Below are 14,878 nucleotides of genomic sequence, written 5' to 3'. Positions count from 1 at the left end.
CCCGTACCCGCCGACCCGGGTGGACGGTCGCACAGCGTAGCCGGACATCGCCACTCTTCGGTCGCCCGCAGGGTTGACCCGGGCGGACCCGAGGCACGCCTCCCAGACTTGCGCAGTACCCTCTATCGCCATGGAGGACCACGACGACCTGCGTAAATTCATCACCGAACTGGCTGTGGTCCATGGGCGGGTGGTGCTCTCGTCGGGCCGTGAGGCGGACTGGTACGTGGATCTGCGTCGCGTCACGCTCCATCACCGGGCAGCGCCGTTGGTCGGTCGGGTGATGCGCGACCTGACCGCCGACTGGGAGTACGACGCCGTCGGTGGGCTGACCCTCGGGGCCGATCCGGTCGCCATCGCGATGCTGCACGCGGCGGCCGAGACCGACCGGCCGCTGGATGCGTTCGTGGTCCGTAAGGCGGGCAAGGCGCACGGTCTTCAGCGGCGCGTCGAGGGGCCGGATGTGGCTGGTCGCCGGGTCCTGGCGGTCGAGGACACCTCGACCACGGGCGGCAGTGTGTTGACCGCGGTTGAGGCGCTACGCGAGGCCGGGGCCGACGTGGTCGGGGTGGCGGTTATTGTTGATCGAGGCGCTGGCGACGCGGTACGAGCCGCCGGACTGCCCTATCGGGCGGCCTATACGTTGGCTGACCTCGGCCTTGTGGCGTAAAAGTTTGCCGATTCGGATTTGCTGATATGCAGGCGGATCGATGCTGCTGGTGGAAGGATGGAATACGTGGGAACTGCGTTGGCTGAAATGACCATGCCTCAGATCTCGCCGCTCGCCGGCGAGCCGATCGAACGTGCCGATGCCGAGCGTCTCGCGGGGGTGCTGAAGGCCCTCGCCGACCCTGCCCGGCTGCGGCTGCTCAGTCTGATCCAGTCGGCTCCCGAGGGGGAGGCGTGCGTGTGTGACCTCACCGCGCCGCTCGGCCTCTCGCAGCCGACGGTCAGTCACCACCTGCGTATCCTCACCGAGGCCGGCTTGCTGGAGCGGGAGAAGCGCGGTGTCTGGGCGTACTACCGGCTGGTGCCGTCCGCGATCGCCACGATCGCGGATCTGCTCACCCCGCCGCGTAAGCGGGCCACCAAGAAGGCTCGCTGAAACCGGAATGACCCTGGGCCGCCTCGATTGAGCGCGGCGTCGGGTGGCGTGACAGGGGTGGCGCCACCGGACGGTGACGGCTGTCCGTCATCCGTACCACCCGCAGGTCGACAGGTTCACACCGATGGCCGGCCCCCGCCAAGGGGACCGGCCATCGGCGTGCCCGGAGATCAGCGGCGGTGCTGGCCGCCGTGGCCGTGCTGCGGGTCGTCGTCCCCGGCCTCCCGCCGGAGCGCGTCGACGGCCCCGGCCGCGCTGGCCGCGGCGACCACCGTGACCGCCTCGCCGCGCTTGCGCGCCCGCCGGTCGCGGAGGAACTCGAAGAAGATCGGCAGCACCGAGATCACGATGATCAGCGCGACCACCGGCAGGATGTACCGGTCGATCTTGTCGCCGATCGCGTTGTAGATCTGGTCGGCCAGCAGGTAGCCGACCAGCAGGATGCCGTCCACCCAGAGGATCGCGCCGATCACGTTCCACAGGAAGAACTGCCGGGCCGGCATGCCCAGCACCCCGGCCACCGGGTTGAGGAAGGTCCGCACGATCGGGATGAAGCGGGCCAGCACCACGGCCTTCGCCGGGCCGAACTTCTGGAAGTAGTACTCGGCCTTCTCCACGTACTCCCGCTTGAACAGGCGGGAGTTGGGGCGGTCGAACATCCGCTGGCCGTACCTGGCGCCGAGCCAGTGCCCGAACTGGGCGCCGGCGATCGCGCAGATTGGCCCGCCGATCAGCAGCCCGACCAGGCTCATCCGGGCGCCCGTGCCGAAGATCGCGTCCGCCACCGGTGAGGCGGCCACCCCGGCCAGGAAGAGCAGCGAGTCGCCGGGGAAGAAGAAACCGACCAGCAGGCCGGTCTCGGCGAAGAGGATCGCCCAGACCCCGAACAGCCCGAAGGTGCTAATCAGGTCCTTCGGGTCGAGCGGATTCAGAGCGACGCTCTCGGAGAGCAACCGGGTCTTTTCTGCTGTGTCCACGGCCACAAAGGGTACCCGGGCCCGGTCCGGCCTCATGCCGGACCGGGCGTACCGGTCACAGTCGGGGGTCGACGGGCTCGGACTCGCAGGCGAGGATGGCGAAGACCAGCTCGTGGCGGCGCCAGAGCGGGGCGTCCCCGACCAGGGCGTCCAGGGCGGCCAGGCCGAGGCCGTGCTCGCGCAGGGCCAACCCCCGCTTGCGCCCCAGCGAGCGTTTGCGCAGCGCGGCGAGCTGCCCCGGCTCGGTGTACCCGGGGCCGTAGATGATCCGCAGGTACTCCCGGCCCCGGCACTTGATCCCGGGCTGGAGCAGCGAGCCCTGCGGCGAACGGGCGGCCAGGCCGGCGTACGGCTTGACCACCATGCCCTCGCCGCCGGCCGCGGTGAGCGCCAGCCACCAGTCCGTGGCTGCCGCCACCGCCGCCTCGTCGGTCAGGTCGACCACCTGCCGCCGGGTCGCGGTGAAGAACTCCGGGTCCGCCGCGCAGAGCCGGTCCGCCAGGGCGAGGTGCCAGCCGTGGTCCCGGTCGGCGTAGCTCGCCCCGGCCCCGGCCAGCACGGCGAACGGCGCCAGGGTCACCCCGCGCAGCCCATCGGTCGGCCCGACGTACGCCCGGTACGCCGCCGAGTAGGCCCGGACCTCGGACTCCCGATCGGCCATCCGGCCGCGCAGCTCCCCGACTGGAAGCCCCCGGCCGGCGGCGGCGTCCAGCGCGGCGAGCACCGCCGGCAGCGCTGCCCGGCCGGCCGCGCCGACCCCGGCGTACTGCTCGCGGATCAGCCCGCCCGCCTTCGCCGACCAGGGCAGCAGCTCGCAGTCGAGCAGCAGCCAGTCGGTGTCCAGCTCCGCCCAGAGCCCGGCCGTGGTGACCGCGGCGCGGACCCGGGCCAGCAGTTCGTCGTCGAGCGGTGGCCCGAAGAAGGGACGCCCGGTGCGGGTGTGCACCGCCCCGCCGGCGAACCGCCCCGGCTCCCGCTCCACCAGCACCACCGCCCGCGAGCCCATGTGCTTCTCCTCGCAGACCACCCGCTCGACCCCGGCCGAGCGGTAGTCGGCGAACGCCTGCTCCGGATGCTCCAGGAACCCCTCGACCGTCGACGTCGAGCAGGGCGCCATGGTCGGCGGCAGCCAGACCAGCCGACCCGGGTCGACCGCCCACCGGCTCATCACCTCCAGCGCGGCGGCGGCGTTCTCCGCCGGCACGGTCAGCGTCCCGTACGGGTGCGTGAGGTGCCGCCGCCCGGTGACGTCGGCCAGGTCCAGCACGGTGTCCGGGCGGGCCGGCGGGGGCGCGACCAGCGGGCGGGCCGGGGCGTACCACTCCTTCACCGCCGGGACGGAGACCAGCTCCTTCTCCGGGTAGCGCAGCGCGGTCAGCCGCCCGCCGAAGACGCAGCCGGTGTCGATGCAGATGGTGTTGTTCACCCACTCCGGCTCCGGGGTGGGGGTGTGGCCGTACACGACCATGGCCGAGCCCCGGTAGTCGCGCGCCCACGGGTAGCGCACCGGCAGGCCGTACTCGTCGGTCTCACCGGTGGTCTCCCCGAAGAGCGCGAAGGCGCGGACCCGGCCGGACGCCCGGCCCTGGTACGCCTCCTTGAGACCGGCGTGCGCGACCACCAGCCGCCCGCCGTCCAGGACGTAGTGGCTGACCAGGCCGTCGATGAAGGCCGCCGCCTCGGCGACGAAGCGCTCCGGCTCCGCCGCCAGCTGGTCCATCGTCTCGGCCAGCCCGTGGGTGAGCCGCACGTCCCGGCCACGCAGCTTGCGCAGCAGCTTCTGCTCGTGGTTGCCCGGCACGCAGATCGCGTGGCCGGCCGCCACCATGCCCATCACCAGGCGGAGCACGCCGGGCGAGTCCGGGCCGCGGTCCACCAGGTCGCCGACGAAGACCGGGGTACGCCCGGCCGGGTGCACCGCGTCCACCGGGCGGCCCGCGTCGTCGCGGTGCAGTGCGTAGCCCAGCCGGAGCAGCAGCGACTCCAGCTCCTCGCGGCAGCCGTGCACATCGCCGACGATGTCGAACGGCCCGGTCAGCTCGCGCCGGTCGTTGAACAGCTTCTCGTACCGGATCTCGGCGGCGTCGATCTCCTCGCTCCCGCGCAGCACGTGCACCTTGCGGAAGCCCTCCCGGGCCAGCCGCCCGTACGACTGCCGCAGGTCCCGCTGCATCCGGGCGAGCACCTGCCGGCCGTGCGTCCGGTCGTCCCGGACCTGCGTACGCTCCCAGGCCAGCGCCTCCGGCACGTCCAGCACGATCGCCACCGGCAGCACGTCGTGCTCGCGGGCCACCTTCACCAGGGCGGCCCGGGCGTGCGGCTGGAGGTTGGTCGCGTCGACCACGGTGAGCCGGCCCCGGCGCAGCCGGAGCCCGGCGACGTGGTGCAGCGCGTCGAACGCGTCGCCGGAGGCGGACTGGTCGTTCTCGTCGTCGGCCACCATCCCCCGGAAGGTGTCCGAGGAGAGCACCTGGCTGGGCCGGAAGTGCCGCCGGGCGAAGGTGGACTTGCCCGAACCGGAGACGCCGACCAGCGCCACCAGGGCGAGCTCGGGAATGTCCAGGATGGTCATCAGGTCGTCTCCTCCGTCCGGGTCAGCACGGCGAGCTGCGTCGGGCTGCCGACCTCCGGGTCCTCGTCGCCGACGCCGGCGATCGTCGCGGTGTAGCCGTGGGTCGCCGACACCCGCTCGACCCACGCGGCGAACTCGGCCCGGGTCCACTCGAACCGGTGGTCGGCGTGCCGGAACCGGCCCACGCCCAGCCCCTCGTAGCGGACGTTGTACTCCACGTTCGGGGTGGTCACCACGACCGTGCCGGGCCGGGCGTGCCCGAACACCGCGTCCTCCAGCGCCGGCAGGCGCGGCGGGTCGACGTGCTCGATCACCTCCATCAGCACCGCCGCGTCGTACCCGCGCAGCCGGTCGTCCCGGTAGGTGAGCGCCGACTGCCACAGCTTGATCCGGTCGCGCTGCCGCTCCGGCAGCCGGTCCAGCCGCAGCCGTCGGGCGGCCAGGGTGAGCGCCTGGCTGGAGACGTCGGTGCCGACGATCTCGGTGAACCGCCGGTCGGCGACCAGCGCGGTGAGCAGCGCCCCGCCCCCGCAGCCCAGGTCCAGCACCCGGCCGGCGCCGCTGGCCCACAGCGCGGCCAGCACCGCCTCGCGCCGGCGTACGGCCAGCGAGGCGCGCCTCTGGTCCGTCTCCTCCGTCGACCCCGCCGGGTCGACGCTGTCGTCGGCGGGTGGTTCGTCGGCGAGGCGCAGTTCGGCGAGGCGGGCCAGGGCCTCGCCCGCGAGAGCCCGGCGGTGGGCCAGGTAGCGGCGGGTGATCAGGGACCGCTCCGGGTGGTCGGCCAGCCAGCCCGCGCCGGCCCGGAGCAGCTTGTCCACCTCGTCCGGCGCCACCCAGTAGTGCTTGGCGTCGTCCAGCACGGGCAGCAGGACGTACAGGTGGTTGAGCGCGTCGGCGACCCGCAGGGTGCCGGTCAGCGTCAGGTCCACGTAGCGGCTGTCGCCCCACTCCGGGTACGTCTCGTCGAGCGGGATCGGGGTGGCCGTCACCGCCCAGCCGAGCGGGGCGAAGACCCGTGCGGCCAGCTCGGCGCCGCCCCGGCAGCGCAGCACCGGGACGCGCACCTCCAGCGGGATCGGGGTGGCGGCCAGCTCCGGCCGGTCCCGGGACTCGCCGCGCAGCGCGGACCGGAACACCTTGGCCAGCGCCGAGGAGAGCAGGCTGGACGCGGCGTACGGGCGGTCGTTGACGTACTGGCCGAGGGTGAAGGCGTCCGTGGTGACCGCCTGGGCCCGGCCGCGACCCCGGCCGACACCCAGCCGCTGCGGGTCGATCTCGACCAGCAGCGCCGCCGTGCACCGCTGCTCCTCCGCCTCGGGGTACAGCACGTGCGCGGTGCCCGCCGGCAGCTCGAAGCTCTGCACGCGGTCCGGATGTTTGACGAGGAGGTGGCCGAGGTCGGTCGCGGGGCGGTGGGTCGTGGTCAGGGTCAGCAGCACGTGTCGATGCTCTCAGTGATGTCGATCCGATTTGTGGGTCTGGCGAAGTGGCCCCGGACATGGGGGTGCCCCGCCGACCTTGCGGTCGGCGGGGCACCCTGGCTTCGTGGGGCGCCTTGGGTCAGGCGACGAAGCGGGTCTTGCGGCGGCGGCTCACCAGGTAGCCGCCCGCGCCGGCCACGAGGAGCAGCGCGCCGATGCCGGCGATCAGGCCGGTGGAGGAACCGGTGATCGGCAGGGTGCCGCCGTCACCGCCGCCCTGACCCCCGTCGCCCGGGGTGCCCGGAGTGCCCCCGCCGGCCGGGTTGATCACGATCGCGGCGCTGTCGTTCTTGCTGTTCGAGTCCCCGGCCAGCCGGACGGTGACGGCACCCGAGGCGTTCGGCACCACCTTGTCGATACGCAGGCCGAACTCGTACGTGTTCTTCGCGCCCTTCGGGGTCTCGGTGGCCTGGCACCCGTACTCCCGGGCACCCGGCTCGCCCCAGTTGCCGTTCCACTGGTCCCACTCCTCGTCCGAGGTGTAGGGCTGGCAGTCACCGGACACGTCGACCGCGGTGGTGCCCTCCGGAATCGTGACCCGGAACACCGGTGCGCTCTGGTACTCGAGCAGGGCGGGGCCGAGGTTCGTGAAGCCCGGCCGCACCTGGACGACCGCGCCCTTCTTGCCGCTGGCCGTGGCCCCGTTCACGCTGAGGTCGGCCGGGTTGTTCCCGGTCACCTGCACCGAGATCTCGGTGAAGTTGTTCATGACGTCCGGGTCGGTCTGCCGAGCCAGCGACTTGACCGTGCCCGCCTCGACGAGGCGCAGCTTCGCCCCGCTGCCCGGCTTGCCGTCCTGCGGCCAGTCCCGGCTGATCAGCTCCCAGTCGTCCTTGGTCCACCAGGCGCTCACCGCATGCAGGTTGGCGCCCGTCCGAACGTCCTTGTCGAGCTGGAACGGCAGGTTCTCGGAGAGCCGGTAGGTCTTGCCCGGCTCCAGGTCCTCGTCGAACGTGCAGAGCGCGCCCAGGAAGTCGGTCATCTGGCAGTTCGAGAAGTTGCCCGCGTACTCGTACAGGTAGTCACCGTTTACCGCCAGCACCGCGCCGTGGCTGGTCGCCTCGCTGCCGTTACGGACGGTCGCCGGCGTGCCGACCCGGCTGCCGGGTGCGCCGGTGACGGTCAGCTCGGCTTCGGTCTGCAGGTCGACGCCCTCGGCGAGGGTGACGGTGGAGGTCGCCTTGACGGTGTGGCCACCGGACGTCAGCGAGTACGTCACCTGGCCGTCCTGGCCGGGCTTGGCGTCGTCCTTGCCGAACACCTGGATGCCGAGCCAGGGTCCGTCGTCCTCGGCGAACTCCGTCTCGCAGTGCACGGTCTGGCCGGAGGTCTCGCACGCCCAGCCCCAGCCCTCACCGGGCATCTCGAGGTTGGCGAAGTTGGCGATCCCGGAGAAGTCGATGTCGAGCGCGGTGCGGCCGAACTGGTGTGGCTTCTCGGAGTCGGTCGGCATGGCGTAGACGTACCCGACGGTGCCGTGGCCGGGTGCGACGAGCGTGTCCGTTGCGACCAGGTCGAAGGGAGCCTGGGCGGCGGCGGCGGGGGTGGCGGAGGCGGCGACGAACGCGCCTGCGACGCCCAACCCGGCGAGCCAGCGCCGGCTGGAGTTCCTGAGCATGTGGGGGTTCCTCCCGTGGATATCAGGTGGAGCCTGTGGAGCCTAAGAAGCTGGTGAGTCGCTCCGCTGTCCCGATTGGCTGGTCGGCGTGCCGAACCGGCTGAAAGGTTGATCGCCAATCGTGCAATCTTCGGCTGTCCCGGGCCCGTCAACAGGGCGGGACACCGGGAGGTGCAGTGACGTACGAGGAGTTCGCCGACGCGCGGCTGGGCGCCCTGCTGCGGTACGCGGTCATGCTGACCGGGGATCCGCACCAGGCGCAGGACCTGGTGCAGGAGACCATGGTGCGGGTCCAGCTGAACTGGCGGCGGGTGGCCCGGAGCGACGTCCCGGAGCGGTACGTGCGCCGGATGCTCACCAACCAGTACGTCGACTGGCGGCGCGGCTCCTGGGCCCGCCGGGTGCTGCTTCGGGCCGAACCCGACGACCTGCCCGCGCCGGCCGACCACGCCCAGTCCGCGGTGGACCGGGACCAGGTCTGGTCCTGGCTGTCCCGGCTGCCCCGCCGGCAGCGCGCCACGCTGGTGCTCCGCTACTACGAGGACCTGCCCGACGCCGAGATCGCCGAGATTCTCGGCTGCGCGGTCGGGACTGTCCGCTCCTGCATCTCGCGCGCGCTGGCCACCCTCCGAGCCGAGTACGTGGAGGTCTGCTCATGATCGAGGACGACCTGCGGGCCGCCTTCGCCCGGCACGAGGCGCTCACCCCGCCCACCGGTCCGGTCCGGACCGCCATCGACCGGGCCGTGGTCCGCCGCCGGCGTCGTCGCCTCCGGCTCCGGCTCGCCGGTACGGCGCTGGCGGTGGTCGCCGCCGCCCTGGCCGGCTTCACCGCGATCGCGCCGCGCCAGCCGGCGCCCGCGATCCCGCTCGGTGAGCCGCCACCGCCGACCCCCACCGGCGCGCTGAACGTGCTGCTGCTCGGCGTGGACGGGTACGAGGGCCGCCAGTACCGACTCGCCGACTCCGCCCTGCTGGTGCACGTTCCGGCCGACCGTAGCCGGCTCTATCTGGTTTCGCTCCCGCGTTACCTGGAGGTCTCGGTTCCCGGTCACGGGGCGGACAAGCTCAACTACGCCTTCCTCCAGGGTGCCGGTGAGCCGCGTCCGGACCTGAGCCGCGGCTACCGGGTCACCCGTGACGCGGTGGCCGACACCCTCGGCGTACGGATCGACGCCGGTGCCGTCCTCACGTATCCGTTGGTGCGCAAGCTCACCGACGCGGTCGGCGGCGTGGAGGTCTGCCTGCCGCAGCGGGTCCGCTCGGTGCACACCGACCGGGTCTTCCCGGCCGGCTGTCAACGACTGGACGGCACTGACTCGGTAGACCTGCTCCGCCAGCGGGTCGGGTTGCCGGACGGCGTGCTGGACCGGGACCGCAACGCCGAGCGGTACGCGGCCGGCCTGCTCCGCCGGCTCCAGGAGCGGGACACGTTCACCAATCCCCTGGTGGTCAACTCGCTGCTCCAGCACCTGAGCTCCGGGCTGGTCGTGGACGCCGGAGCCAGTTCCCTGCCGGCACTGGCGCTGGTGGCCGCGCAGGCCGCGACCGCCGAGCCGGTCGGGCTCCTCCCGCCCGGCGTGCACGTGGAGAAGCCGGACCTCCGCTTCCGGCTCGATCCGGCCCTCGGGCCGGGCTTCCTCGACGCGCTGCGCACCGACCGGCTGGGCGAGTGGGCCTCCGCCCATCCGGGGCAGGCGACCACGCTGCGATGACGGGGAGGGGCAGGACCGCTCCCCGCATCGTCAGCGGTAGTCGTCCTCGTCGGCGACGACCACCCGGGCCTGTTCCACCGCGTCCCAGTCACCGACCTCCAGGCCACGCTGCGGCTCGGTCTCGCCGTCCTCGGGGGTGATCACCGCCGCCTGCTCGACCGCGTCGGCCGGTTCCGCCTCCAGATCCCGCTCCTCCGGAGCGAGGTGGTCGCTCGGGGCGAAGTCCTCGTCGGGCTGACCCATCGTCCCTCCCTGGATCTCGGTGCGGACAGTCACCACCACACCGTACGGGCTGGGTCCGATCCCCGCTCGGTGCCGGGCCGATCGGCACCGGGGCCGGCGGGCGTCGGCGACCGGCCCCGGGGCGGGCGGCGACACCACCCGCCGAGTCGGCGGATTGTCCCTCCCACCGTGAGGCCCGGTGCCAGGATGGGTGCGTGGGCTTCCTGATCCGACTGGCGATCACCGCGATCGCGCTGTGGATCACCACCCTGATCGTGCCCGGAGTGGAGGTGACGGGCCGTGACGCTGTGAACACGGCGCTCACCCTGGTCGTGGTGGCGCTCATCTTCGGCGTGGTCAACGCGGTGCTCAAGCCGGTCATCAAGGTGCTCGGCTGCGTGTTCTACCTGCTCACCCTCGGGCTGTTCGCGCTCGTGGTCAACGCCCTGCTGTTCCTGTTCACCAACTGGATCGCCCAGGGGCTGCACCTGCCGTTCCACGTCGAGGGCTTCTGGGCCGCCTTCTGGGGGGCCATCGTGGTGGCCGTGGTGAACTGGCTGATCAGCATCGTCGTGCCGGACCGTCGGGAGGCCCGGTGAGCCGTTCCCGGGTCGGTTGTGCCTGTTGCCGCCACCTACGGGATACTTCCGGCGGTGGACAGCGCGGTCCGGCGCATCCAAGGAAGACAGCGGCCTGCACGGCCGAGAGCGGTAAGTAAGGAGCGTTCGACATGCCCATCGCTTCCCCCGAGGCTTACGCGGAGATGCTGGACCGGGCCAAGGCCGGCCGGTTCGCGTACCCCGCGATCAACGTGACGTCCTCGCAGACGCTGAACGCGGCGCTCAAGGGCTTCGCCGACGCGGAGAGCGACGGCATCATCCAGGTCTCCACCGGTGGCGCCGAGTACCTCTCCGGCCCGTCCGTGAAGGACATGGTCAGCGGTGCCGTCGCCTTCGCCAAGTACGCCCACGAGGTGGCGAAGAACTACCCGGTGAACATCGCGCTGCACACCGACCACTGCCCGAAGGACAAACTGGACAAGTTCGTCCGGCCGCTGATGGGCATCTCCCAGGAGCGGGTGCAGCGCGGCGAGGAGCCGCTGTTCCAGTCGCACATGTGGGACGGCTCCGCCGTGCCGGTGGCGGAGAACCTGGAGATCGCCGAGCAGCTCCTCACCGAGGCCGCCAAGGGCAAGATCGTCCTTGAGATCGAGGTCGGCGTCGTCGGCGGCGAGGAGGACGGCGTCGAGAACGCCATCAACGAGAAGCTCTACACCACCGTCGAGGACGGCCTGGCCATGGTCGACGCGCTCGGCCTCGGCGAGAAGGGCCGCTACATGGCGGCGCTGACCTTCGGCAACGTGCACGGCGTCTACAAGCCGGGCAACGTCAAGCTCCGCCCCCAGGTGCTCCACGACATCCAGGTGGCGGTCGGGGCCAAGTACGGCAAGGAGAAGCCGCTCAGCCTGGTCTTCCACGGCGGTTCCGGCTCGCTGCTGTCGGAGATCCGCGAGGCGCTGGACTACGGCGTGGTGAAGATGAACATCGACACCGACACCCAGTACTGCTTCACCCGGCCGGTTGCGGACCACATGTTCCGCAACTACGACGGCGTGCTCAAGGTCGACGGCGAGGTCGGCAACAAGAAGATGTACGACCCGCGCGTCTGGGGCAAGGCCGCCGAGGCCGGCATGGCCGCCCGGGTCGTCGAGGCCTGCGAGGCGCTGCGCTCCACCGGCACCAAGATGAAGTGATGCCGTGAGGAGGGGCCCCTTGTCAGCACCCGTCTGTTGACAAGGGGCCCCTCCTTTCATTCGGTCAGCAGCCGGACCGCCTCGTGGACGTCGTCGGTGAGGTGCACCGTTCCCGACAGGTCGCCGAAGGGGGAGGCGGCCAGCAGCGGGCGCAGAAGCGACTCGACCGGCAGCTCGGTGGTCCAGTACGTCCGGTCCAGGAAGACGTACGCCCCGCTCGCCCCGTCGGTGCCGTAGTAGGTCTTGGTGGCCGCCTGGAAGACCTCCTGCACCGTCCCGGCCCGCCCGGGCGCGAAGACGATCCCACCCCGCGCCAGCCGCAGGATGGTGTCCTCCCGGATCGCGTTGGAGAAGTACTTGGCGATCCGCCCGGCGAACAGGTTCGCCGGCTCGTGCCCGTACAACCAGGTGGGGATGGCCAGCCCGCCCGACCGGGCCCACTCCGTGCCGGCCGCCGCCGGACGCGGCGTGGGCAGCGCCGGCCCGGCCGCGTACCGCTCGCGGACCCGGAGCGCCACCTCCGTGTAGCGGTCGTGATCGGTGAAGTCGGGCGCGGTGGCGAGCAGGTCGACCGCCGCGGTCAGCTCCTCCGCCGGCCAGGCCGCCAGGAACGCGCCCAGGTTGGCCGCCTCCATCACGCCGGGGCCGCCACCGGTCACCACCAGCCGGTCGGCCCGCGCCAACTCCCAGCCCAGCACCGCCGCCATCCGGTACGCGGCGCTGCCGCGCGGCACCGCGTGCCCGCCCATCACGCCCACCACGGACTGCGGCCCGTGCACCGCCAGCCAGGCGCGGGTGGCGTCGGCCAGCGCGTTGTCCACCCCGTGGTCGTGCAACCGCTGCCCGAGCGCCTCCCGGACGTCCGGCAGCGCGCCGCCGTGCTCCCGGAAGTGCGCGTACACCCGGGTGTCGTACATCCCCGCGAATCCGGCCTCGGCGAAGCCCGCAGCCAGGTCGTCCGCACTGTAGAGATGGGCCGGCTGGGTCGGGTAGGGCAGCCTCGAGAAGGGAGGAACCACGTTCGCCCCGCGCCGGACCAGGTCGGCGCCCACCTCGCGGCCGGCGAACCGGCAGCCCACAAAGAGCGTGTCGGCCACATCGGTCCCGCTCAGGTCCGGGACCGGATCGAGGTCCAGGCGCAGCCCCTGCACGGTCAGACCGGCGAGGCTCCCCTCGGCCAGCCGCCGGTCGAACTCGGCCCGGGTCTCGATCTCGTCAGTGGCGTGCGGTTCGATGACGTCCGCGGGAGGTGGGGTCGGCACGAGATCATCCTGCCCCGGCGGGGCAAGCCGGCAAACCCCGGCGAGACGGACAGGAGCCCGGCGGCCAGGCCACCGGGCTCCTGCGTAACCGGGTCCTGGGGAGGCTCCGGATCTGTAGTTGTAGTGGAAAACATCGCTGCGTGGCATGGGCCGGCGGTACGTGCACCGGCACCACAGGCGTGACGAAACCCTCAGCCGTTCAGCCAACCAGCTCGCCGGACCCTCTCGCGTAGCCGGGCGCGAAGCGGGTTGAATGGGGCGATGCAGAACCTGTTGCCTGAGCCACCGGCCACCCTCCTGCCGGCACACGAGGAGGCCGACGCTGCGCTGGCCGCCGCCGCAGAGCAGGACACCGACGAGGCGTACGCCGAGGTCGCGGCCCGCTTCCCGAGCCACAGCGCGGCCTGGGCGGCGCTCGGTGCCCGGGCGTTCGCCGCGGGCCAGGTCATCGCGGCCTACGCGTACGCGCGTACCGGCTACCACCGGGGCCTGGACCAGCTGCGCCGCAGCGGCTGGAAGGGGCACGGACCGGTGCCCTGGTCGCACAAGCCCAACCGGGGCTTCCTCCGCTGCCTCTACGTGCTCTCCCGGGCCGCCGGCGAGATCGGTGAGGCGGACGAGGCGGCCCGCTGTGCCCAGTTCCTCCGCGACTGCGATCCCGCCGCCGCGGACGCCCTGGCCAGCCGCTGAAGCGTCGACGGCCGGCCCGACCGTCAGGTCAGGCCGGCCGTCGCCCGAGCTACAGCCCCTCGGCGACCGCGGCAGCGATCTTCAGCCACGCGTCCCGGGTGGCCGAGGAGAGTTGCCCGTACCGGATCGGCTCGCCGGTGTCGATGAGCCGTTCGTAGGGCGCCAGCAGCACCGCCCGGGTCCGGGCCGCGAAGTGCGCCTGGATCGCCGGCAGATCGATCTCCTTGCGCGACGGCGGCATCGACACCACCGTCACCGCCTGCCGGACCAGGCGCTGCCGGCCGCTCTGCTCCAGGTGGTCGAGCATCCGGGCGGCCGTCTCCGCCGAGTCATTACGGGCCGACATGGTGACCACGAGCTGGTCGGTGGCGTCCATCGCGGCCTGCCAGTTCTGTGCCCGGACGTTGTTCCCGGTGTCGACGAAGATCAGCTTGTAGAAGCGGCTGACCACGTCGCGGATCTCGGCGAACGCGGCGGCGGTGAGCATCTCCCCGCCGGTTGCCGACTCGTCCGAGGCGAGCACGTCGAACATCCCCTCGCCCTGCGAGCGGACGTACTGCGACAGGTCGCCGACCCGGCCGTGCGGGCCCTGGAACTGGGCCAGGTCGCGCAGCAGGTCCCGGACCGTACGCGAGTGGAAGTCCTGCTGGGCACGCATGCCCAGGGTCCCCTGGGTCTCGTTGTTGTCCCAGGCCAGCACGTACCCGCCGCGCTTCTGGCCGAAGGTCATCGCGAGCAGCAGGATGGCGACGGTCTTGCCCGCGCCGCCCTTCGGGTTGACCACGGTCACCTGGCGCAGCCCGCCGAAGTTGCGGCGGACCATCTCGATGTCCCGCTTGACCTCCTGCTCGTGGCGCCCGGGCGGCAGCCGGACCAGGCCGATCTTGTTGACCACCGCCCGTACCCCCATGGTGGCCACCGGGTCGGCTGGCCTCGCCTGACGGCGGCGGGCGAAGTCCTCGGCGGTCGGAGCGGCCCCGCTCTCGGGAGTCCAGGCCGGCTCCGGGTACGCGGCGGGGACCGGGTGCTGCGGCGCGGGCGGGCCGGGCTGCTGCGGCATCGGGGCGCCCTGTTGCGGCCAGGCTGCCGGGTACCAGCCCGGCGGCGGGGTGGTCCCGCCCGGCTGCGGCGGCGGGTACGCGGAGGGTGCCGGCTGCCCGTACCCGACCGGTCCCGGCGGGTACGCCGTGCCGTCCCCGTACGGCGGCTGCTGCGGCATCGGTACGCCGGGCGAGGGCGGGAACGGCCCGAGCCGCGGTGCCGGGCTCTCCGCCGCTCCACCGCCGGCCGCCGCCCCGCCGCGCGCGGAACCGCCGCCTGCCGCGCCGCCGTTCGCCGAGCCGCCGTTTCCGCTGCTTCCTGCGCCGCCGATCCCCGCGCCGCGGCCTCCTGCGCCGCCGCTCGCCGCCCCACCGTTACCGGCCGCGCCGTTTCCTGGCCCGTCGTTTCCTGGCCCGTCGTTTCCTGGCCCGTCGTTTCCTGGC

At 72.5% G+C, this 14,878-nt stretch carries 14 protein-coding genes; 7 read left to right on the top strand and 7 right to left on the bottom strand.

From position 1 onward, the window contains the following. Window positions 1-130: 130 nt before the first annotated feature. Both pyrE and ABZ570_RS12350 read left to right on the top strand, forming a co-directional pair. The gene (pyrE, locus tag ABZ570_RS12355) at window positions 131-670 is read left to right on the top strand and encodes an orotate phosphoribosyltransferase (RefSeq protein WP_358061083.1); all 540 of its coding nucleotides are present in this window, start codon (window positions 131-133) and stop codon (window positions 668-670) included. A 57-nt stretch (window positions 671-727) separates the two neighbouring features. Continuing rightward, window positions 728-1,105 carry a metalloregulator ArsR/SmtB family transcription factor gene (locus ABZ570_RS12350; RefSeq protein ID WP_007454255.1) on the top strand — a complete coding sequence of 126 codons (378 nt, stop codon included), beginning with the start codon at window positions 728-730 and terminating at the stop codon, window positions 1,103-1,105. Window positions 1,106-1,275: 170 nt separating this feature from the next. On the opposite strand, the gene ABZ570_RS12345 is transcribed toward ABZ570_RS12350, so the two are convergent. The 4 genes from ABZ570_RS12345 to ABZ570_RS12330 form a co-directional block, all read right to left on the bottom strand. After that, the gene (locus tag ABZ570_RS12345; protein WP_358061080.1) at window positions 1,276-2,118 is read right to left on the bottom strand and encodes a VTT domain-containing protein; all 843 of its coding nucleotides are present in this window, start codon (window positions 2,116-2,118) and stop codon (window positions 1,276-1,278) included. A gap of 19 nt (window positions 2,119-2,137) precedes the next feature. Next, the gene (locus ABZ570_RS12340; RefSeq protein WP_358061077.1) at window positions 2,138-4,654 is read right to left on the bottom strand and encodes a polynucleotide kinase-phosphatase; all 2,517 of its coding nucleotides are present in this window, start codon (window positions 4,652-4,654) and stop codon (window positions 2,138-2,140) included. Further along, entirely contained in the window at window positions 4,654-6,093 is a 1,440-nt protein-coding gene (locus ABZ570_RS12335; protein WP_358061074.1) for a 3' terminal RNA ribose 2'-O-methyltransferase Hen1, read from the bottom strand. The genes ABZ570_RS12340 and ABZ570_RS12335 overlap by 1 nt, the downstream gene beginning before the upstream one ends. Before the next feature lie 121 nt (window positions 6,094-6,214). Further along, a complete protein-coding gene (locus ABZ570_RS12330; RefSeq protein WP_358061071.1) occupies window positions 6,215-7,753 on the bottom strand; it encodes an LPXTG cell wall anchor domain-containing protein in 1,539 nt (512 codons plus the stop codon). A gap of 176 nt (window positions 7,754-7,929) precedes the next feature. On the opposite strand from ABZ570_RS12330, the gene ABZ570_RS12325 reads away from it, so the two are divergent. Beyond that, entirely contained in the window at window positions 7,930-8,412 is a 483-nt protein-coding gene (locus ABZ570_RS12325; RefSeq protein ID WP_358061068.1) for a SigE family RNA polymerase sigma factor, read from the top strand. Then, window positions 8,409-9,467 (top strand): LCP family protein, encoded by a 1,059-nt coding sequence (locus ABZ570_RS12320; protein WP_358061065.1) that lies wholly within the window; start codon window positions 8,409-8,411, stop codon window positions 9,465-9,467. The genes ABZ570_RS12325 and ABZ570_RS12320 overlap by 4 nt, the downstream gene beginning before the upstream one ends. A gap of 30 nt (window positions 9,468-9,497) precedes the next feature. Here ABZ570_RS12320 and ABZ570_RS12315 read toward each other — a convergent pair whose 3' ends face one another. Further along, complete coding sequence (locus ABZ570_RS12315) at window positions 9,498-9,710, bottom strand: hypothetical protein (protein ID WP_358061139.1); 213 nt, start codon at window positions 9,708-9,710, stop codon at window positions 9,498-9,500. A gap of 194 nt (window positions 9,711-9,904) precedes the next feature. Between ABZ570_RS12315 and ABZ570_RS12310 the strand changes: the two genes are divergently transcribed. Both ABZ570_RS12310 and fbaA read left to right on the top strand, forming a co-directional pair. Further along, complete coding sequence (locus tag ABZ570_RS12310) at window positions 9,905-10,288, top strand: phage holin family protein (RefSeq protein WP_358061063.1); 384 nt, start codon at window positions 9,905-9,907, stop codon at window positions 10,286-10,288. Between the two features lie 131 nt (window positions 10,289-10,419). Continuing rightward, entirely contained in the window at window positions 10,420-11,442 is a 1,023-nt protein-coding gene (gene fbaA, locus ABZ570_RS12305; protein ID WP_358061060.1) for a class II fructose-bisphosphate aldolase, read from the top strand. Between the two features lie 56 nt (window positions 11,443-11,498). Here the strand turns inward: fbaA and ABZ570_RS12300 are convergent, their stop codons facing one another. Next, entirely contained in the window at window positions 11,499-12,704 is a 1,206-nt protein-coding gene (locus ABZ570_RS12300) for a hypothetical protein (RefSeq protein WP_358061057.1), read from the bottom strand. Window positions 12,705-12,965: 261 nt separating this feature from the next. Between ABZ570_RS12300 and ABZ570_RS12295 the strand changes: the two genes are divergently transcribed. Beyond that, window positions 12,966-13,394 carry a DUF3151 domain-containing protein gene (locus tag ABZ570_RS12295; RefSeq protein ID WP_358061054.1) on the top strand — a complete coding sequence of 143 codons (429 nt, stop codon included), beginning with the start codon at window positions 12,966-12,968 and terminating at the stop codon, window positions 13,392-13,394. A gap of 49 nt (window positions 13,395-13,443) precedes the next feature. On the opposite strand, the gene ABZ570_RS12290 is transcribed toward ABZ570_RS12295, so the two are convergent. Next, window positions 13,444-14,878 (bottom strand): chromosome partitioning protein (locus ABZ570_RS12290; RefSeq protein ID WP_358061051.1); only part of this gene is annotated, 1,435 nt, incomplete at its 5' end.

This window comes from Micromonospora sp. NPDC007271 (genome assembly GCF_040634005.1).
Lineage (GTDB): Bacteria > Actinomycetota > Actinomycetes > Mycobacteriales > Micromonosporaceae > Micromonospora.
The sequence above is the reverse complement of the archived record's forward strand: the minus strand, read 5'-3'. Positions and strand labels throughout refer to the sequence as shown.